This window comes from Pseudomonas saponiphila (genome assembly GCF_900105185.1).
Taxonomy (GTDB): Bacteria; Pseudomonadota; Gammaproteobacteria; order Pseudomonadales; family Pseudomonadaceae; genus Aquipseudomonas; species Aquipseudomonas saponiphila.
In genome coordinates this window covers 543,981-564,497 of the sequence record NZ_FNTJ01000001.1, presented here as the reverse complement: position 1 = coordinate 564,497, position 20,517 = coordinate 543,981, and the positions used below count along the sequence as shown (strand labels likewise).

The window sequence follows — 20,517 nt, the reverse complement described above, 5'->3', positions numbered from 1 at the left end:
CGGCGACTTGATCTTTGGTTGAGATCTGAAGTTTCAAGCCCACCGACCAATCAATGTAATGCTGAAAAATGAGAGCATGGCGATCTGTTACTTTGCAAAGAAAACTCAACAATTTTACATAGCACCAAAAACCCATAAATAAAATCCTCTAGGCCTCTAAGCTACCGCTTACTAGCAAACGCCTACTCCCTTCTCCTGCAGCCAGCGGTAGTTTTACCTTCGCGCAAGCCCACCGCCACATTGAAAATCTCATCTATGACTGAGCTCACCGATTTGTTTTGGGATTTCTGAAGCTGATAACTCAGACCACAAAGGATGTTTTTTATATTACTGGCGAAACCGTGCTGAGCGAATTGTTTTTTTCTGCCAACAGCACCTTCAGACTTACCTTGGTTATAGCTTTCATAGAAGAAACTGCGTCGCATGCAAAACACCTTCGGGGCAATGAGAACAATACCTAGAATCTGCAGTGGCACTGCTTTTATCACAATACGTTTCCTTGAGAGTTCACAGCAAATGCCGGCCATAGCAGTTCTTAGCCTGCCAGTGCCCCCCCCTAGGCTTGAAGGCAACCTCTTCCAGGTGAGAGACTTCGAGGCCTTGCCGCAGCCCCGGTATAGCCATAAACATGAGGGTTTCAACTAGAAATTTCGCTTTGGACAGAAAGCAGAAACCACTTGACTCAAACTTGTTAAATCTGGTGGCAGAGTCGCCCGACAGGACCAACCAGTTGCATGAGAAATTATTGCAGCTGAGACCAACCTCATCAGCAACCATAATCGTCACAATTCAGATTTTCCCTAGTATTGCAGCAACGATCAGTCCAATATTGCCTAGCAAGGTTTGGCGATAAATACCAGCACGCTTGAGCTGGATCAGACGCGGGATCAGGCTCATCTCCCTAGCTTTGGCAAAACACTGAAACGTTTCTCGATTCTCTGACGTAAGCCTGTGCTCAAGAGTCCTTAGGGCAGCAATATTACTGTCGTTCCAGTACTTAAAGCGCCCCTGAAATAGCATGCGAAAACGCTTCAGGCGAGCGCCCCAACTAGAGTTTGTACCAATCAGGTTGCCGTTGTGCTGACGATAACGCAGGGTTGGCTCACTATCGTAGAAAACCTGACCACCGCAACCAGTCACCACTATATATACCCACCAGTCATGAGTAACGACCGATTTATTTTCTCCAGCTTCTCGAAGAAGATCACGCGCAGCGTTGTTGAACACCATGGTATTGCCACCACCGATATTTTGCATCAGGGCATTGGCGAAACTTGGGGCTTTTGAAAAAAGTGGAGAGACCCCAATTTCATTATTATCGGCGTCAACCAGCCGGGTGCGTGAACAATACAAGGCTGGAACGTCAGCGGGTAAAGTCTGCAACCATTGCACAGCGCGAGTCAGCTTATTCACCTCCCAAATATCGTCCTGATCAGAATAGGCGTAAAAGTCTGCCTCTATAGTGTCTTTGCACGTTAGCGAAAGGAAGTTGGCAGCAAAGCCCTCAGCAGGCCCAACATTGACAAATAAACGTCCCTCAGGCCATTTCTGTTGGTATCCCGCAAGGATCGCATGTGTATCATCACTCGAGCCGTCATCGGAAGCCCAGACCTCCCAATTTGAGTGAGATTGGACCTCGAAAGAAGTCATCTGCTCTGCTAAATAACGCTGCCCCTGATAGGTACACAACAAAACCGCTACCTTTGGCACAGTAATACGTACACTATTTGTACAATCCGCTTCAGAAAAGCTTGGCTCGCTCGGAGAGTTAGCTTTGCAAACCGATTGCTTAACTAAATTATATTGAGGCATCCATACATCCTGGCGCGATAAGCCAATTCACGACCCCATCCAATGGGTCAAAATCAGTGTGGTTAGAACAGCATATCTAAGCAAGGCTAACATAGTCTACTCATGTCCTTTAATACTAGGAAGCTTGCTCGTACACTAGTGTCCTGTTTCATATAAAACGTTCTCTTCAGTAGTGCCCGACATGGCTTCTCGGGTGCTCTGGATTTTGCGCAAGATGTCTTCACCTTTCGCGCTCCAGACGTACCGACAAGGCTGAGCATTGTGCAGTGCCAGGAACGTCGTGATGGAGCTGACCAGTTCGCGCGTCGAACTGAAACTGCCGTCGCGTAAATAAACAGTGATATCCCGGAAAAAGCGTTCAACCATGTCCGTCCAGGAGCTTGAGGTCGGGGTGAAATGCAGGTGAAATCGGGGATGCCGCTTGAACCATTCCTTGACGAGTTTGTGCTTGTGAGTGGCGTAGTTATCCACGATCAAATGCAGTTGCAAGCCTTTGGGTGTTTCCCGATTGATCTTTTTTAGAAAGGCCAACCACTCCTGATTCCGGTGGTGTGTTTCGATGCTCCTGATCAGTCGCCCCTGGAGATATTCCATGGCCGCGAACAACGTAAGAGTGCCATGGCGAACATAGTCATGGGTTTTCGTTCGGATATAGCCGATGCCCAAGGGTAAGCCTGGTTGCGTGCGCTGCAAGGCTTGAACCTGGCTCTTTTCATCGCAGCAGAGCACCAACGCCTTCTCCGGCGGTGCCAGATAAAGCCCGATAACGCCCCAAAATTTCTCTTCGAAGTGAGGACCATTGGACAGTTTGAAGGTGCGTGTCAGATGCGGCTTGATGTCGTTGGCGGCCCAAATCCGCTGAACGCTGGCCGGAGAAATACCTGCCACCCGCGCCATGCTGCGGCAGCTCCAGCGCGGCTGGCCAATGCGAGGTTGAGTGACTTGTTCCAGCGTTCGCTTCAAAGCTTCGGCAGGTAATGATGGTTTGCGACCTCGCCCCGGCAGATCCACTAGACCTTGCAAGCGTTGTGCTTGAAAACGCTTGCACCAACGAGTGACCGAAACAACGGAGAGCCCTGTAAGCTCGGCGATTTCATTACGTGAATGGCCTTGAGCAGCCAGCAGAATTACACGTGCTCGGCGACCGTCGCGCTGGCTGATGGTGGCTGAGCTACCCCGCCGGTTCAACTCGATCTGTTCATCGTTACTGAGCACGATGTCTTGAGAGTTCATGGCTCCACCCCATGTTCAGACTGACTATGAAAGCGTACCTCATGTGGGATATTTATTTTTGAGACAAGACACTAGGTGCCCAGCAATGATTAACAGCTGGCCGGTATTTTGGCACAAACCTTAACCTTTTTGTTGATGCCTTGCCCGGTGCCTGCAATCGTCCAACCCCGATGAACAACGGCGCACGGCCCCAGATCGATTACCGATCTCGGGGCGACTCAGTAACCCTGCTGCTTACGATACCTTCTACCGTAAACTCCCCCCTCCTTAGCTAATTTCTGTCAGAAACCTTACACAAGAAGTGCGTATTTACCAACATCCCCGACTAAAACTTCGCTACCTACTAGCCGTAGCCAATGAATCGTCTGCCGTATGAGCGGAGGGATCGGCTCAATTGCTGTAACGCACTCCCCAAAAGTCTTGAGCAAGGCACTTAGCCAGTATTTCCGCCAATGCCACGGCAAGAATAAAATCGCCGCTCTCAAGGACTCTCGGATGACAAGGAATGTGGAATAAACAAACCGCTATCAATCACCTGAACGCGCATGCCCACGCTGGCAGTACCGGCCGTTGCGCGGCCTACACCCGCCAGGCGATCGAAGCCGGTGGCGGAGGGGTGATTTTGCACAGGAAGCACTCGGCCAAGGATTTCGGCTCATCATTGACCTCTGCCGGCTTTGTCGAGCAACCAGCCGGTCAGACGCCCGCAGCAGGCGACGTGGTCATCATCCAGCCCATTCCCGGGCACCCCCACGGCCACATGGCGATGTTCAACGGCACCCTCTGGGTGTCAGACTTCAAGCAACTGCACGGTTTCTACCCGGGGCATTCCTATCGGGTGCAAAAGCCGGCCTACAAAATCTATCGCCATCCGTAAGGGGTTCCCCATGAGAATGCTGTTCTGCTCGCTGCTGGCAGCGGTCGCCATGCATCAGTCGGTCGCCCTGGCCGACTGCGCCAGTTCGCCCAAGCCTGTCACCCAGGCGTTCTACAGCTGGTACCTGCAAACCTACAGCGAGGACAAGGACCCGATCACCGACAGCGTCCCCGAGATGAAGAAGTACGTTTCGGACTCGCTGATCGCCAAGATCAAGAAGCAGATGGCCAGCCCCGATGGCCTGGAAGAGGACTACTTCCTCAAGGCCCAGGACTACATGGATGAGTGGCTGACCCAGATCAAGGTCAGCGAGCCACAGATCCAGGGCTCCAGCGCCAAGGAGCAAGTGACCTTGGGCAGCACACCAGACACCACGCAGATCGTCGACGTGCGCATGATCAAGGACAAGGGCTGCTGGAAGATCGATGAAGTGCTTTCCACCACCGATCAGAGCGACTGAACGGCGACCTCTCCCCCCGCGGCAACACTGACAACGGCGAATGCGCAGGTCGTCGAGGGAAGCGACCTGCCATGTTAAGCTGCGCGCCGTTTTGGGCCCCCGCCCGAGGCGTCTTCCACTGAAAAAGGACTCTCAGTCATGTCGTTGCCGGCCGCTGTACGCCTGCCGCTGTCGTTCCTCTGCCTATCTACCGCCCTCGGCCTCACCAGCGTCCACGCCGATGACCAGCAGGATGTCGCCAAAGGCCGCTGGCAAGGCCTTGCGGCCATGGCCAATCTGTACCTGGACGACGCCACGCCGGCCGATTTCATCGAGGCCGGCGACAACGAAAAGAGCCAGCACGACAACTACGCCGGCGCCCTTGCCTACTACCTGACCGCTGCACGTCTCGACCCGAAGAATGCCTACGCCTCTTACCAGGCGGCAGGCAGCCTGGCCGCCATGGACAAGAACAAGCGCGCCGCCGAGTTCCTCGATCAAGCCCGCGAGCGTGGCTTCTGGCAGTGGGTAATCCTCAAGGAAGACGACGAACTGCAATCCCTGCAACAGACCCCGGCCTACCAGAAGCTGCTGCAGGCCGCCGAGAAGAACTACCCGGCCAAGGCCAAGGACGCGGGCCTTGCAGCCTTCAGCATTCCCCAGGGCAAGGCCCCAACCGAGGGCTGGCCGGTGGTGGTCTGGCTGTCGGGATTCGGCACCGAGGGCAGCGACGGCATCGATATGCGCACCGACCTTGTGGGAGAGCAGGCCGTGCTGGTGGGTATCAACGGTACCCTCAAGCGCAACGAGCACCAGTTCATGTGGCACCAGCATTCGGTTGCTCCGACCCAGGAGGCGGTCAGCGCGGCGTTGAAGACACTGGAAAAGCAGACCCGCATCGATCGCTCGCGCATCGTCCTGATGGGCTTTTCCCAAGGCGCCGAGCACGCCTCGCACCTGATCGCCGAATACCCGCAGCACTACAGCGGCGCCTTGCTGCTATCCCCCGGCGGCTACCGGATTCCTTTCGGCGAAACCCAGGCCCGGGACAAGCGCATCGTCATCGTCCATGGCGCCCAGGAGCACGAGAGCAACCAGAAACTCACCGCCACCACGCAGCAGGCCCTGGAGCCCGGCAACCAGGTCCAGAGCCATGAACATGCCGAAGGCCATACCTTCCAGAACGACTGGCGCCAGGCGTACCCGGGCTACCTGAAATTCGCCCTGAACCTCTGATACCAGGCACCGTGGCCTGAGCCCCGGCCGCTATCACTTGGCCGGAACAATGGGCCCCGGGGCTTTTACCTGTGTCATCAGGTCATCATCCCAGGTGCCTTCGACCTTGACCTGAGCCAGCGCCCCCAACTCCATGGCCTCGATCAGGTTGTGGTTGAGGTACACGTAGGTGCCAGGCTGTTTGAAGGTGTAGAGCGCGGCCAGCGCCGAACCGCCGGGGATAAACCAGGTTTCCAGATTGCGCATCGGGGCATTGCCGAACTTGCCGGTGGTCCAGACCCAGTCGCCATGGCCGCCAATCAGGTGCGGACGACTGTCGCGGTTAGCCTGGGAATGGATGAACAGCACACTTTCCCCGACCTTGGCGGTCAGCGCATTGGCCCCGGTCAGGGCTCCCACCCGGCCGTTGAACACCACATGGCTCGGAGTCAGCTTGCGCATCACTTCACGGGTGTCCTGGTAGCTGGATGCCAGGTCCGGGTAGTCCTTGTAATGCCCGTCCTTATCCTTGGGGATGTACAGGTCGAACTCGCCGATGGTGTAGGCCCGGTCATAGCGCAAGGGCTTGCCGGCAGGGTCTTTCAAGCCGTCGCGAGGCAGCACCATCAGGGTTCCACTCATGCCCGAGACCACGTGCCAGGGCACCATTCCCGACGGCGCACAGTGATAGACAAAGGTGCCGCTACGATCAGCCTTGAAACGCAGCACCACCTCCTGGCCCGGCACCACCTGGGTCAGCGCGGCCCCGCCCAGGGCACCGGTGGCGGCATGGAAGTCGATGTTGTGCGGCATGCTGTTGCTGGCCGGGTTGCTCAAGGTCAGTTCGACGTAGTCGCCCTCGTGCACCACCAGCGTCGGGCCGGGCATGGAGCCGTTGAAGGTCATGGCCTGCAGGGTGGTGCCCTGGTCATCCACGACCATTTTCTTTTCTTCCACCGCCATGTGGAACTGCACGACCTTCGGCGGCCCGCTGACCACCTGCTCGTGGGCATGCACCTGAGGCGGCGCCACCAGATCCACCTTGACCCGCTGCAACCCGTCGGTGCCCGCGGCCAACACCAGGCCGGAGAAACAGCTGCCGGCCACCACACAGCACTTCAACCACGATTGAAAAGCACCCATGCTCTGCTTATCCCTGCCAATGAATGGTGTTTCATTGCAAGGCAAACGCCGGGCGCTCGTATTGTCTCAGGGCAATGAACGGATGGCCGGGAAAGCCCATCCGTTGCGCTCGATCATGGATAGCTGAAACTGCGCACCAGGGTCAGCTCTCCGGGGGCGCGCATCGGCACGATGAAGGATTCGCTCTTCTCATCCGGCGTGCCTTCCTCGGTGATCACCGTGACCTGGGCCGTGGTCAGCGGCTGCACGGCGTTTTCCTGGCCGCCATCTTCGTCGTCATCACTGCGATAACCGCCACCGTAGTAGTTCACGTAGACCAGGTACTGGCCCTTGAGCGGCGCCGGCATGGAGAAAATCTCCGGGCCGTAGCCGGTGGTCACGTCCACGTCCAGGGTCGCGCCGTTGGGGGCCACGCGATCGCCATACCAGATGTGCGCGCCATCGGGGGTCACCAGATGCAGGTCGAGGTCGGTGTTGTCGCTGTCCCAGGACAGCAGCACCCGCAACTTGGGCGGGGTCACGCCCCCACCGGTATTGAGAAACTGCACGCGCTTGCGTTGCTGACCGTCGGGGCTGCGCACCTCCACGCTGTTGCTGCCGTTGGGAAATGAGTAAGGCCGGTCGAAGCCGCCTTGCTCGTCGAACTTGAGCGGCATGCTGACGCCGTTGACGATCAGCTTGCCCGGCTCTTTGCTCGCCTTGGGCGCGCCCTTGATCTGTCCGCGAATCCGCGCGGTATCGGCCTGGCCCTGGGGCGTGTTCACCGAGGAGGCCGGGTAGTTGACCTCCTGGATGTATTGCTCGCCATCGACGGCGCGGGTCCGCCAGCCGCCCTTGGGGGTGTCGAGCCGGATGCCGCTATCGGCCAGGGCCATGGGCAGGCTGAACATTCCACAAAGGAACAGGAGGACCGGGGGAGCAGGAAGTTTCATGGCCTATTCCAATAAAAGATGACGGGCGAGCCCTTCGATGTAGGTTTCATCCTGGCCGTTGGGATGAGCTTCAAAGGCCAGGTGCAGGTATTCGTGAGTCAGGTCGAGGCGGTCTTGCAGCGAGAGCACGCCACGCACGTAGATGCGTTGCCGTTCACGGTCGACGTAGGGCCGGCCGAAGCTCAGGCGGCACACCGCGAACTGGCTGATTTCGTTGTAGCCAATCTCTTGCTCCAGCGGCTGGCGCCAGCGCCGACGCTGCTTCAGCAGCCAATCCTGGGCCGCCGGCAAGGGTTCGCAGGAGGCCACCGGGTTGTCCCAGCGGCTGAGGCTGGCGCGCGGATAGGCATGCAGCAGGATGGCGTCATAACGCTGGCCGGAGTTCGCTTGTTCCACGGCCTGCTGCCAGGACAGCTTGTCCGGCGCAATCAGGTCCGAGTGGTAGGTGACTTGCGTGCCAGCCAGCACCAGATCACTGGTCCAGGCGGCGATGGCCCGTGCCTCGGCGGTGGCCGGACGCGGGGCGACCCGCTGGCGGTTGCTGCTGTCGTCGATGCTCAGGCATTCGCCACTGCGCCCGGCGTTCTGCAGCAGATAGGTACGGATCGCCACGGCCAGGGCCTTGGCGGCTTCCCGGGGTTCGCTGGAAGCCTCGCGCTGCAGCACCCGGGCCACGTATTCCTCGCGGTCCAGGCGAGCCACCAGTTGCAGGGCCGAGGCGCCAGCTTGCAGGAAAAGCTCGCCGCCACTGTGGATATCCAATTGATTGCCATTGGCGAATTCCACCCGGTAATCCCCTTGCAGGGCACCTGGCCTGACGGCCCGGCCGTTCTGGCTGACGCTTTTCAGCGGGTAGCGGGAAAACAGGCTGACTTCGACACAGCGGCCTTTATCCACAGGCGGTTTGTCCGGCAGCACCTGGTCCAGAACCTCGGCGTAATCCTTCAACACCCGCTGACTGGTGCCTCGTCCACCCACCCACAGGGGCGTGCCGTCCACCAGCCACCCGGCAAAACCGCCCTGGCGCGACTGCGGGTCCTGATCCGCCAGCCAGCTCCAGGTCTTGACCCGCAGGCGCCCACCCAAGGCTCCCAGCACCGTGCCATCGGAGGCGCTGAGCACCACATCCAGCAACACCCGGCGGGCCGTCTCCTGGGCCGGCAACTGCGCCAGCACCTGCAGCAGCTCTACCACCGGCACCCGGGTCTGCGGCTGCAGGCGGTCGAGATCGCGCAACCACTCCGGCGCATGGCGGGCTTGCCAGTACCGGCGCCAGTCAGCGCTGGACAGCTGCAAGCGTTGCGGCTCGAAGTACAACCCACAGGAACGGACCAGGGCCTGATCCCGGGCGATGCTGCCACCGGCCGTGCAGCAATAGACCTCATCCCTGGACTTGCCCTGGCAGGCATAGGCCGGCTCTTGCGCGCCGGTGTCCACCAACCAGGCGTAGACAAAGAGCTTCCAGACACTGCCCAGGGGGGCCAGCAGATCCTGCGGCAACGGCTCGCGAGCCAGCACCTGGGTCTTGCTCAGGCTCACCAGCTCGCTGTCCGGGGCGGTTTTCCAGGCCAGGCGCAGAGGCTCGTCCTGGGCTGTCACCAGCCCAGGGAGTAGACACAGGCACAACCAGGCCCAACACCGCGTCATGTTATTTGACCGTGACCTGACCCAGTGTCGGTGTGCTTTCCCGAGCCTGATGCTCCGGTGCATAGACCTGGTAGAAACGTGCCGCAGGCAGGTTGAACTGGCCCTTCTGGGAGAAGCGGATCAAGTGCCGCAGACGCACTTCGCTGCTGTCGTTCAAGGCATCCAGCGGCACCGCGTAGCTCATCTGCCCGGGTTCGAAGCGGGCCTTTTCCAGGGACGCCGCTTCCGTGCCCGCAGGACCGGCCAGCTTGATCCCCCAGGTGGTGCGCTCGACATCGGCACCCGGTGGCAACGGCACTTCCAGCATGCCGTACAGCAGCGGCCGCTTGCTCTGATTGGCGATGATCACTTCGTCCAGGTACAGGCCATCACTGGCGATCGGCTTGTTGCCCACCGGCTCCAGCTTGAAGGTGAAAGCCTCGTCGCCCGGCACCAGGCGCAACAGACGACGGGTGATGTTCACCGGCAATGGCGTGCCCGCCTCCTGCTGGCTCTGGTAGCTGAGAGAAGCGCGCAACGGCCGCTCCGGCAACGGATCCAGGGTCAACACCGCAGGCACTTGCGGGCCCTGCCACAGCCAGTAGCGTTCACCGCTGGCGCCCTGTTGCGCTTGCCAGCCCTGCCCCGGATTCAGGGCCACGGCCGGTGCTGCCTGAGCCACGCTGCGCTGCAGCCAGGTCAGGGCCAGGGCTCGGTCCAGAGTCGGTTGCGATGGCAGCAGGCGTTGCAGCAGGGTACGCGCCGTCGCTTGATCGAAGGGCTTCAAGGACAGGTTGATGGCCTGGGCGAACGGCTGCGAACTGAGGTCGAGCTGTTGCTGGGCCGCGTCCAACTGCGCCACGAAAGCCGCTGGCGGGGTGACCTTGGCATCCCGCGCCAGGGCCGCGGTCAACACCCGGGCACCAGCCAGACCAAGGGCCGAATCCGGATCCGCCATCACCAGGCTGTCGCTGCTGCCAGCGTCCACGCTGTCAGCCGGACCGCTGCCGACCTTGGCCAGATCGTCCATCAGGCCCCTGACCAGCGTGGCGATCGGCAGGTTCATCTCACGAGCAAAGGACAGGATCAGCGCCCGTTGCAGCAACGGCGTATTGCCGGCCTGCTTGGCATAGACCTCCAGCACCCGCTGCCAGTGCTCCGGCGGCAGGTTCAGGTCCATGACCTTGCTGGCATGCCAATCGGCGTAATAGGCGTAAGCGGTGAGGAAGGCATCGGCATCGGCGTCTTCGCCCCACCAGGTGAACGCGGCTTCCGGCCCGGCCATGTGCACCAGGCGCAGGCGGCTGTTCTGCATCATCAGGCGCAAGCGGTCGCGAACCTGCGGATTGCTGGCCAGCGCCGGGTAGGCAACGCTCAACGGCAGCAACTGGCTGGCGGTCTGTTCGACGCCGCCATAAGGGTATTCCAGCAGGTCGTCCAGGGCCGAACGGAACAGCGCTTGCGGGCTATCGTCCAGGCGCAGGCGGATCTCTGCGGCATCGGCCGGCAGGCCCAACGGTGTGCTGGTGCCGGCCACGTCCAGGCTCTGGGCCTGCACCGTCTGCCAACCGGCGGCACTGCTCAGCAGGCGCACGGCCAGGGCATCCACGGTCTTGCCGCCTTGCACCAGCTCGGCGCTCCACTCACCGTTGCCCGGGGCAATGGCCGGCAGCGCCACGTAGTTGATACCGCTGTTGAGGGTCAACGGCAAACGCTGGGACTCCCCGGCATAACGCACCACCAGCTCGGCCTTGGCCGTCTGTTCGGACTGGCTGAAGACAAATAGCCCCAGGTCCGGCTTGTCGCCACTGCGGAAACGGGTCGGGCCGCTCCACTTCAGGTACAGGGGCTTTTCCGAGCGCACGAACTGCTTCTTCTGCCCCACCTGGCCGTCATCGGCGATGGCCCGGGCAGTGATGCGCCAGCGGGTCAGGGAGTCGGGCATGCGGAAGGTGAAACGCGCCTTGCCGCTGCCATCGGTCAACAGTTCCGGCTGCCAGGCAGCGGTATCGACGTCTTCGCGCCGTGGTCGCTCCAGCACCTTGACCCCGCGTTCGCTGCGGTTGGCCTTGCCCGGTGCGGTGGGGCTGCCCGGCAGGGCCACGTCGTAGCTGATGAACGACAGGCTGGCGCTGGTGCGCACGTTGTTGCGCCGTGGGTGATAGAAGAACTGGTCGATGCTTGGCGCCACTTCCGGTTGCAGGGCGTAGACCATTTCGTCCACCACGCTGACCGTCAGGTGCGCCGGCACCGGTTTGCCGGCGAACTGGGTGGACAGGTCAACGGTGACCAGGTCACCCGGCTGGTACTTGTCCTTGTCGGTGTGGATGGCCACATCGATCTGCGGCGTCAGCACCTTGATCCCGGCGTTCTGGAAGCTGTACTCGCCGCCCTTGGTGTAGAGCACGGAGAAGGTCAGGTTCGGCGCAAAGTTGTCCTTCACCGGCACCCGGACGCGGTATTGAGTGGGGCTGAGCTTTTCCACCTTCAGCCAGTCAGCGCCCTTGGACAGCAGCGCCGTGGCCTCGACCTTGTCGCGCTCCAGCGACAGCAGCGCGTCGTTGATCGGCTCGGGGAAGGTGATCAGCGCCAGCGCTTCGTCACCGGCCTGGTATTCGGGCTTGTCGAGAACGATTTCCACGGTGCCCGGCACCGCTTTCACCCCTTCGCCGGTGACCGAGTGGCTGGTGCCGCCCAGGACCCGATCATGTTCGTCCTTCAGGGTCAGGTTGTAGGTGCCGGGACGCTCGAAGGCCAGGGCAAAGCCCTTGTCGGCCTCACCCAGCTTGCCCTCGCCGGTGGACTGGTCTTCCAGGCGCACCCAACTGTAGCGGCTGGGGGAAACCTTCTTGCCCTGCTCGCCGGTGTTCTGGTTGAGGTAGCTGAACTGCACCTTGTCGCCGGCGGCGCTGAAACGCTGCGGCGCACTCAGGCTGAAGCTTGCCGCGCCACGCTCGATGAGGATTTCCTTGGTGGTCTTGACCCGGTAGGCCGCGCCGTCACTGGCGAACACGGTGAGCATATAGCGGCTCGGCTTGCTGGCCGCTGGCAGATCGAGGGTGGCACTGCCCTTGGCGTCGGTGGTCAGCTCGGCGCTGGTCAGTTCCACCGGGAACTGGCCCATGTACTGCAGCTCGTTGTCCACCATCGACAGTTGCTGGGCCCGCAGGCTCAGCTGCAGGCGCGCATTGGCCACCGGCTTGCCGTCCGGATAGAGCAGCACCAGATTGCCCTTCACCGGCTCACCGGTCTTGAAATCCGCCTTGGCCAGGCTCAGGGAAATCTCGAAATGCGGCTTGATGTATTCGGCCACGCGGAAGGCACTGCTGTAGACCTGGTCCTTGTAGCCAAAACGCAATTCATAACCACCGGCCACGGCGTTTTCCGGCAGTTGGAAGCGGCCTTGAGTGCCGGACTTGGCATCCAGGTTCAGGGTCAGGTTCTGCAGCGCGGTGCCAGCGGCATCCAGCACGCTGACATTCACCGTCCCAGCCCCCGGCTGCACCGAATCCCGGGCGTTCTTGAACTCGCGACCGACGATCTTCAGCGATACCCAGTCTCCCGGGCGATACAGCGGCCGGTCGGTGAAGGCATAGAGCTTGGTGTCGTAGATCTCGCTGTCGTAATAGAAGTTCTCGGAGACGAACACCCCGCCTTCCTGGTCCTCGCCTATCACATAGGAGCGCTCGGGGCTGACGTGTTTCAGGCGCACCAGGCCCTGTTCGTCGGTGGCGCCGCTGTTCATCAAGCCCAGGCCATCGGTCCACAGTACGTTGACCTTAGGCACCGAGTTGCCTTCATGCTTGCCCGCGGCCCAGACCAGCAACTCGTCGCCGGCGATCTTGCTCACCGCCACGGTGTTGGAAACAAAGACCATGGTGGTGGCGCGGTACTTGCCCACCAGGGCTTCCACCAGGTACAGGCCCGGCTTGAGTTGCCCCAGCGGGATATAGACGTTGCCCGGCGCGACATTGATGAACTGGCTGGAGGAACCGGACAGGTCAACCCCGGCCGGCGGCTGGATCGGCTTGGCCTGCCACAGCGGATAACGGAACTGGGTCACCAGCGGCAGCCCCGGGATCAGGGCGAACTGCGGCTGGGCGTCATAGGGGGTAGGCGCCAGCATGGAGTTGCCGACCTTCAATTCCGGCACCTCCTCGGTCACCTGCTTGCGCGACTCGTAGGAGAACGCCCGCTGCATCACCCGACGGGATTTGCGATACCAGTTGTCCCACAGGTAGGCCAGGGTGTTGGACAGGCCCTCGCCCTTGAACTGGCCGTCGCTGACCACCCGGTGCAGGTTTTTCTGCCGCTTGAGGAAGTCCAGCGGCTGGTTGATCCGGTACACCCGGATGTCGGCACCGCCGTAGGGTTCCATGCGAAAGCGCCGGTAATCCCGGCCCGGGGCCTCAAGGCGCACCATGGCCTGCTCATCGCTGGCAAAGCTGCTGTCGGCCAGCAGGAAGAAACTCTCGCCGGAGACCGCCGCGTAATCGCTGGACGGCACCGAGTCTTCGGCATTGACCAGGCTCGCGGGGGCCACGAGGGTCAGAACAACAGTCAGTCGAAACAGAAAACGCCACATACGCGATTCGCTCATTGGGTGAGGAAGTTCAGTCGATAGATGCCGATGAAGTTGGGGTTGGCGGGGTCGGGTATCCATCGGGTGTCCTTCCATGTCATCAGTTGCTGCACGCTGGCCGAGCGCATGCCGTTGTCGGTGGGGGTGGTGGTGCCGGTGTGATAGGCGATGTTACGGCCCATCCAGATCATCAGGTGCTGGTCGTCGCCCTGGTCGAAGAACAGCAGGTCGCCGGGGCGCGCCTGGCCCAGGTCACGACTGACCAGATGGCTGTTGAACTGGATCAGCTTGATCGCATTGACGTAGGGCCCGGTCTGCCCGCCGCCCTGCTGCCACTGCTGGGCCAGGCCGCGCTGGCCTTCGCTCAGTTGCAGCTCTGGCGGCAGGTAGCGATTGGACAGGCCGTTGGCCCGCAGCCACTTGCTGTCGTGGACCTTGAGCGCTTCGTTGGCGGCAAAGCGCACCAGCCCGGCGCAGTCCTGCTGATACCAGCGCGGGCTCGGCCCCTGGCTCAGTTGCTCCTGGGCAATGCGCACGAACCAGGCACGAAACACCTGGGACTGCTGCACGTCCAGCGGCGGCGCCTGGGTCGCGCCCACGGCATGGCTCAGCAACAGGGCCAACAGGCCGAGGCTGGACAGACTCTTGCGCCATGCACTCACAGCGCGCGCCATTGCAGGGGCAGCCATTGCCAGTGGCCGTTGGGTTCGCTGCCTTCAGGCAGGGTCAGGGCGTACTTGCCATAACCGCCGAGGCTGCGCAGCTTGGGCACCAGGTAGGTTTGTGCGGCGTTGTTGAACACCGGCTCCATGTCCTGGGGCAGGCTGTCGAAGGTTTCCTGCTGGATCAACTGCGCCAGGGATTGCGGCCCCAGGTACACCGGCATCAGCGCATCCTTGGGCACCACGTCGGCCAGGGGCGGGAAGCGCTTGTCCAGGGTGCCCAGGGCCTTGGTCACCAGCTTGTCGTCCAGGGAGAACACCAGGGTCGAACCGTGGCGGGCCAGGCTGACCTGCATGAAGGCGCGGCCGGTGATGGCTTGCGGGTCCTTGGCCTCCTTGGCCGGGTACTGGCCGAAGTTGGAACTGACCTGGCGCTGCCACTGGTGCACCTCGCCATTGTGCTGCTCGACCACCGGGAACAGGCGCTCCGGCACCTTGCTTTCCCGGGCCCCGACCATGGAACCGAACAGCTTGCCCAGCTCTGCATCGAGCTTGGTGTTGTCCTCGTCCTTGAGGCTGGCCACCAGCAGCGGCGTGTACAGCCGCGAGTCGGCGTACCAGCACAGGCCAGCGGTGCCGGCCATGTGTTCGGTGAGGGTGGTGGCCACCGCTTCTTCGGCGCCGAGCTTGACCAGCAGCGGCTTCTGCTGCTGCGCCGCCAGGGGCAGCGCCACGCAGGCACTGGCGCCCATGGGCATGGCCTGCCAGATCGGCTTGAAGTCGAAGTCCGGCTGGTTGTCCTGCTCTTGCAAGGCCAGGTAGCTGTGCCAGCCCTTGTCGTCCATGTCGAAACGCAGGCCGGCGAAGTTGGGGATGAAGCGCTGGTAACCCATGGCCAGGACTCCGGCGTTGACCGCCAGCCGCTGCTGCACCTCGGGCTTGCGCGCCTCCAGGCCGAACGCCTCGGGGAACAGCTTGTCACCGTTGAGCAGCGCCTCCAGGGCCGCCGTGGAGACGGCGCCGTGTTCATCGTCGGCACCTTGGCTCAGGTCGTACAGTTTGCCCGGGTTGGACAACACCACCAGCTTGTCGCCGTGGGAGGCGAACGCCAGGGACTTGCCGGCGTTGTAGTTCAGTTGGTACAGCGTCACCGCATCGCCGCCGACCTTGAGCTCGGCCAGCTTGCTCAGTTGCGTATCGTCCAGGGCGACCTTGGCCAGGGGCTCCAGCAGCTTGGCCAGCCCGCCGCGGTCCATCACCAGCAGGAAGTCCTTGAGGCGCCCGTCGGCACCGCGCCACAACGCCACATCCGCCGGCTGGTCGAACAGTTGCTCGATCAGGTTGTCCTGCAGTTTCAGGTCATGCTCGTAGATGATCCGCCGCAGACTGCCGATCAGGCCCAGACGGTCGGCATGGGCCTGGTAATAGAAGACGAAGTCCTCGGTCAGGGTGTCCTTGAGGAAAGGCACCGCCAGCAGATCCTTGGGCAGTTGCGTCAGGGAATGGGTTTCCAGCAGGCCGTCAGGGCGACTCAGGCCCAGCTTGTCGCCAGCCAGTTCCGCCACCGAGGTCTTGGGCTTGCAGCCCACGCCCGCGATGGCGGCCGCCACCAGGCACAGGCCCGCCACCAGAGCCGGCCAGCGCCGTTTGCTGCCGGAGTGTTCAGGACCGGGCACGCCGGCCGCCGGGGATGCGGTGTTTTCGCTCATGATTCACAAAGCCCAATTCATCCGTGGTGCGGGATGTTCAATAGTTGAAAGACTTGACCAGCAACAGGTCGCCGATGGCCCGCATGGGCACGATAAAGGTCTCGCGTTTCTCATCGACGGTGTTTTCGTTAAGGATCAGGTTGATCTGCGAGGTGATCACCTCGTTCTGATTGCTGCCTTCGTCGAAGTTGTACCCGCCGCTGCCGAAGTTGCCCCAGTAGTTGACGTAGATCAGATAGGTGCCCCGCAGCGGCGCGGTCATGGTGAACATTTCCGGGCCCGGGCCGTCGACGCCGTCCGGGTCCAGGCCGCCGCCATTGGTCAGGCCGGGATGGCCGAAGAACGCATGCTGGCCGTCTGGGGTAATGATGTGCATGTCCAGCTCGGCCTTGGGATCGTCCCAGCCCAGCACCACGCGGATCCGCGGCGGCGTCTTGTTCTGATTGGCTTCGTAGAACTGCACGCGCTTGAGGGACTTGCCCTCGGAGCTGCGCACTTCGACGCTGTTGGAACCGGCGCCGAACGCGTAAGGGCGGGCGAAGCGACCCTGTTCGTCGGTGTACAGATTCAGCGGGTTGCCGTTGACCGACAGGCTGTGGGGCTGGCGCAAATGGCCGATGGCCTTGAGCTGGCCCTCGATCAGGGTGCGATTGCGCTGGATGCCGCGATCGATGGGTGGCGTCGGATAGGCCACACGGTCCTGCTCGGTACGGTCCAGCAAGCCGGAATAGCGCCAGCCGGCCAGGGGTTCCTGCAGCTCGGCGGAGGGCTCGGCGAGCACCGTGCCGGCCAGCAGCAAGGTCAGCAGAAGGGAGGAGAAAACGCGCATGTACTGCGTCCTGCCATGCATGGGAAAACCCTGGCGCCAGATCCTCGGCGCGGCTGCAAACATTCGGAAAACGGCCCAGCGAGTGCGGGCGTCGGAAAGGCCGCAGATTAGCGATTTGCCGTCTGTTACACAATTGCCGGACCGGGATTTTGCACGGCAATCGACACCCCGCTGAAACCCGCAGGGCAAATGCCATTACGGCGACATTACACACGCCGAAAAAGGTGGCTTTCAGCCACCATTTACGCTTTCCGCCGTTCGACAAGAAACAGCCTTAGTTCAAGTACGAATCTGCCCCACAGGATCCGCCTCTCCGGCACTCGCAAGGGTCTTGCCGCCAATCGCCGACAGCCTCCGATCGCCCCGGCGGCGAGCGCTCTGGAATGCCTGTTGCGCCCATCACCCCTGGCGGCCTGGTGCCATCGCGCATTCCCTCAGGGAATGACCCCATACCCATTAGTCGATTGCTACCGCACGCCGCTCAACGCTTATCTAGGACCGTCGCAGCGCTGCACTGCGGCGCCCTGCAACTGCGGCCTCGCCTGGCCATAAAAAAGATAAGCAACGGGAGTGCCTCACTGATGAAGTATCCGTTAAGAGCCTGGGTCTTCTGGCCCACCTTCCTGATTCTGCTGGCAGCGGTGATCGCCAGTTACCTTGATCTGCAGGGCTTCCTGGCGGTGAGCAGGCAACTCAACCGGATCATCCTCGACAACTTTTCCTGGCTGTTCAGCGCCGGCAGCTTCTTTCTCTTGATGCTGACCGCCATCGTCTACTTTTCGCCCCTGGGGCGGGTGCGCATCGGTGGCGAAGACGCCAAGCCACTGCTGAGCAAGTGGCGCTGGTTCATGGTGGCCCTGTGCACCACCCTGGCGGTCGGCGTGCTGTTCTGGACCACCGCCGAGCCGCTCTATCACCTGTATGGCCCGCCCCCGAGCCTGAACATCCAAGCCGGCAGCAGCGAGGCCAAGCACTTCGCCATGTCCAGCATGTTCCTGCACTGGACCCTCACGCCCTACGCCATCTACCTGGTGCCGTCGCTGGTGTTCGCCCTGGTGTTCTACAACCTGCGGGGCAACTTCTCCATCGGCGCCATGCTGCAACCGCTGCTCGGCGAAAAATGGGTCCGACGCCATGCCGGACTGATCGACACCCTGGCGATGTTCGCCCTGGTAGCGGGCATGGCCTCCTCCCTGGGCACAGGCGCGCTGACCCTGTCCGGTGGCCTGAGCCAGTACATCGGCGGTGACACCACACCGCTGCGCCTGGGACTGATCATCGCGGTGATCGTCGCCACCTTCGTGTTCTCGGCCGCCAGCGGCTTGCAGAAGGGCATCGTCAAGTTCTCCACCTTCAACACCTGGATCATGCTGGCCCTGGGGCTGTTCGTGCTGATCTGCGGGCCAACCCTGTACATGCTCAGCCTCGGTATCGAATCCTTCGGCGTCTACCTGCAGGGCTTCTTCAGCCGCAGCCTGTTCACCGGCGCGGCCAGCGGCGACAACTGGCCCCAGAGCTGGACGGTGTTCTACTGGTCGGTGTGGTTCGCCTGGGCCCCGGTGAGCGCCATGTTCCTGGGCAAGATCGGCCGTGGTTACACCGTGCGCGAGTTCATCCACATCTCCATGCTCTACCCGGCGCTGTTCACCGCCCTGTGGATCTGCATCTTCTCCGGCAGCAGCCTGTACTTCGACGCCCAGGGTGACGGCCTGCTCAACCGCGTGCTCAACGAGCAGGGGGTGGAGCATGTGCTGTACCAGGTGTTCCAGCAGTTGCCGGCGAGCGGCCTGATCATTGCCTTCCTGCTGTTCATCGCCTTCATTTCCTTCGTCACAGCTGCCGACTCCAGCACCGACGTCATCGGCAACCTGTGCAGTCGCGGGGTCACCGCCGATTCCGATCTGGACGGCAGCCCGCTGCTCAAGGTGATCTGGGGCGCGATCATCGGTTGCGTGTCCTGGGTGATGGTGGCCTACGTCGGCATCGACGGGGTCAAGATGCTCTCCAACCTGGGCGGCCTGCCGGGCATGCTGATCGTCCTGCTCTCCAGCAGCGCGCTGATCATCTGGATGAAAAACCCGTCCCTGCTGACACCGCCGGTGCCCGCGCAACAGCCCGGGGAAAACCAGTCGGCACGAGGGCCCACCCCATGAACGTCCGTCTCCTGATCCTGGGCGGCCTGGGCCTGACGCTGCTCTGTCCGGCGCTGGCCCAGGCCAACCAGGCGCAATCCCGAGGCTTTGTCGAGGACAGCCGAATCAACGGCCTGGTGCGCAACAACTACCGCAACAACGACCATCGCCAGTGGGACCTGGACGCCCGCGAGTGGGGCCAGGGCCTGCAACTGGACTACGCCTCCGGCTACACCCGGGGCACCCTGGGCTGGGGCCTGGATGCCCACGCCTACTTCGCCACCCGCCTCGACAGTGGCGGTGGCCGGGCACGGACCATGATGCTGGTCAGCGACAGCGACGGCAGCAGCAAGCGGGAGTCGGCCACCGCCGGGGGCGCGCTGAAAATGCGCCTGTCCAATACCGAGCTCAAGTACGGCGACCTGCGGCCACAGACCCCGGTGCTGGCCCTGGCCGACAACCGGCTGATGCCGGCCACCGCCACCGGCCTGGCCTTCAGCAGCCGCGAGGTCGAGGGCCTGCTGCTGGAGGGCGGACACTTCAGCGCCTCCCGCGACTTCAACCAGACCGGTCATCGCGGTGGTTTCCACGCTGGCTACGCCAGGGTCGAGGGCGGCGACGCCAGCTATCTGGGCGGCACCTACCAGTTGCATCCGCAGGTCGGGCTGGGGCTCTACAGCTCGCGCTACCAGGACCTGTGGCGCCAGCACTACGTCAATCTCAACCTCGACCAGCCCCTGGACGCCGAGGCGCGGCGCAGCCTGAACCTGGACTTGCAACTCTATCGCTCCCTGGACGACGGCAAGGCCCTGGCCGGAGACATCGCGGTCACAGCCTGGTCGGCGGCGCTGGCGCTGAAGGAGGGTCCACATACCGTGACCCTGGCCCACCAGCGCATCCATGGCCAGCAGCCCTTCGACTACCTGGCCTTGAGCGGCGGCGGCTTCCACGGCTCGATCTACCTGGCCAACGCCTCGTTGATCGCCGACTTCAACGGCCCCGGCGAACGCTCCTGGAGCCTGGGCTATCGCCTCGACCTGGAGCCCCTGGGCCTGCCCGGCCTGTCCTTCGGCACCCGCTACATCCGCGGCAGCCATGTCGACGGCCGGCGGATCCCCCAGGACAGCCCCTACCGCTACTACGCCGACAAGGAGCGCCACTGGGAGCGGGACATCGACCTGAGCTACCGGGTGCAGAACGGCGTGGCCAAGGACCTGTCCCTGAGCCTGCGCCAGGGCACCTATCGCATCCACGGAACCTCGAACGGCGATGTCGACCACATCCGCCTGGTCACCGAATACCCCTTCAGCCTGCTGTGACTCACCG

General features: G+C 62.1%; 15 protein-coding genes. 5 read left to right on the top strand and 10 right to left on the bottom strand.

The genetic code is table 11. The features are described 5' to 3' along the window. Positions 1-182: 182 nt before the first annotated feature. The 3 genes from BLV47_RS02665 to BLV47_RS02650 form a co-directional block, all read right to left on the bottom strand. Positions 183-527 carry a dTDP-4-dehydrorhamnose 3,5-epimerase family protein gene (locus BLV47_RS02665; protein WP_092309569.1) on the bottom strand — a complete coding sequence of 115 codons (345 nt, stop codon included), beginning with the start codon at positions 525-527 and terminating at the stop codon, positions 183-185. A gap of 262 nt (positions 528-789) precedes the next feature. Next, the gene (locus tag BLV47_RS02655; RefSeq protein ID WP_092309563.1) at positions 790-1,812 is read right to left on the bottom strand and encodes a glycosyltransferase family 2 protein; all 1,023 of its coding nucleotides are present in this window, start codon (positions 1,810-1,812) and stop codon (positions 790-792) included. A 135-nt stretch (positions 1,813-1,947) separates the two neighbouring features. After that, positions 1,948-3,045: an IS630 family transposase gene (locus BLV47_RS02650; protein WP_092309560.1), complete on the bottom strand. Its 1,098-nt coding sequence runs from the start codon at positions 3,043-3,045 to the stop codon at positions 1,948-1,950. A 505-nt stretch (positions 3,046-3,550) separates the two neighbouring features. On the opposite strand from BLV47_RS02650, the gene BLV47_RS02645 reads away from it, so the two are divergent. From BLV47_RS02645 to BLV47_RS02635, 3 genes are all read left to right on the top strand, one after another. Beyond that, positions 3,551-3,922: a cytoplasmic protein gene (locus tag BLV47_RS02645; RefSeq protein WP_092309557.1), complete on the top strand. Its 372-nt coding sequence runs from the start codon at positions 3,551-3,553 to the stop codon at positions 3,920-3,922. A gap of 10 nt (positions 3,923-3,932) precedes the next feature. Then, positions 3,933-4,382, top strand: coding sequence for a DUF3828 domain-containing protein (locus BLV47_RS02640; protein WP_092309554.1), 450 nt, complete (start codon positions 3,933-3,935; stop codon positions 4,380-4,382). Positions 4,383-4,520: 138 nt separating this feature from the next. Further along, positions 4,521-5,597, top strand: coding sequence for a dienelactone hydrolase family protein (locus BLV47_RS02635; RefSeq protein WP_092309551.1), 1,077 nt, complete (start codon positions 4,521-4,523; stop codon positions 5,595-5,597). 33 nt (positions 5,598-5,630) lie between these two features. Here BLV47_RS02635 and nirK read toward each other — a convergent pair whose 3' ends face one another. The 7 genes from nirK to BLV47_RS02600 all read right to left on the bottom strand — a co-directional run bounded on the left by nirK (position 5,631) and on the right by BLV47_RS02600 (position 17,059). Then, entirely contained in the window at positions 5,631-6,719 is a 1,089-nt protein-coding gene (nirK, locus tag BLV47_RS02630; protein WP_092309548.1) for a copper-containing nitrite reductase, read from the bottom strand. A gap of 113 nt (positions 6,720-6,832) precedes the next feature. Beyond that, positions 6,833-7,651 carry a YfaP family protein gene (locus BLV47_RS02625; protein ID WP_016964896.1) on the bottom strand — a complete coding sequence of 273 codons (819 nt, stop codon included), beginning with the start codon at positions 7,649-7,651 and terminating at the stop codon, positions 6,833-6,835. Between the two features lie 3 nt (positions 7,652-7,654). Continuing rightward, complete coding sequence (locus BLV47_RS02620; RefSeq protein ID WP_092309545.1) at positions 7,655-9,298, bottom strand: DUF2300 domain-containing protein; 1,644 nt, start codon at positions 9,296-9,298, stop codon at positions 7,655-7,657. Position 9,299: 1 nt separating this feature from the next. Continuing rightward, positions 9,300-13,877 carry an alpha-2-macroglobulin family protein gene (locus BLV47_RS02615; RefSeq protein ID WP_092309542.1) on the bottom strand — a complete coding sequence of 1,526 codons (4,578 nt, stop codon included), beginning with the start codon at positions 13,875-13,877 and terminating at the stop codon, positions 9,300-9,302. Next, positions 13,874-14,533, bottom strand: a complete 660-nt coding sequence (locus BLV47_RS02610) for a DUF1175 domain-containing protein (protein ID WP_092309539.1) — start codon at positions 14,531-14,533, stop codon at positions 13,874-13,876. Before BLV47_RS02610 ends, BLV47_RS02615 begins: the two co-directional genes overlap by 4 nt. Next, positions 14,518-16,230, bottom strand: coding sequence for a DUF2138 domain-containing protein (locus BLV47_RS02605; protein ID WP_092309536.1), 1,713 nt, complete (start codon positions 16,228-16,230; stop codon positions 14,518-14,520). Before BLV47_RS02605 ends, BLV47_RS02610 begins: the two co-directional genes overlap by 16 nt. A gap of 37 nt (positions 16,231-16,267) precedes the next feature. After that, positions 16,268-17,059, bottom strand: coding sequence for a YfaP family protein (locus tag BLV47_RS02600; RefSeq protein WP_092309533.1), 792 nt, complete (start codon positions 17,057-17,059; stop codon positions 16,268-16,270). Positions 17,060-17,640: 581 nt separating this feature from the next. On the opposite strand from BLV47_RS02600, the gene BLV47_RS02595 reads away from it, so the two are divergent. Together BLV47_RS02595 and BLV47_RS02590 are read left to right on the top strand one after the other, a co-directional pair. After that, positions 17,641-19,212 (top strand): BCCT family transporter, encoded by a 1,572-nt coding sequence (locus BLV47_RS02595; RefSeq protein WP_092309530.1) that lies wholly within the window; start codon positions 17,641-17,643, stop codon positions 19,210-19,212. Continuing rightward, complete coding sequence (locus BLV47_RS02590; RefSeq protein ID WP_092309527.1) at positions 19,209-20,510, top strand: OprD family outer membrane porin; 1,302 nt, start codon at positions 19,209-19,211, stop codon at positions 20,508-20,510. The genes BLV47_RS02595 and BLV47_RS02590 overlap by 4 nt, the downstream gene beginning before the upstream one ends. The last annotated feature ends 7 nt before the right edge of the window (positions 20,511-20,517 follow it).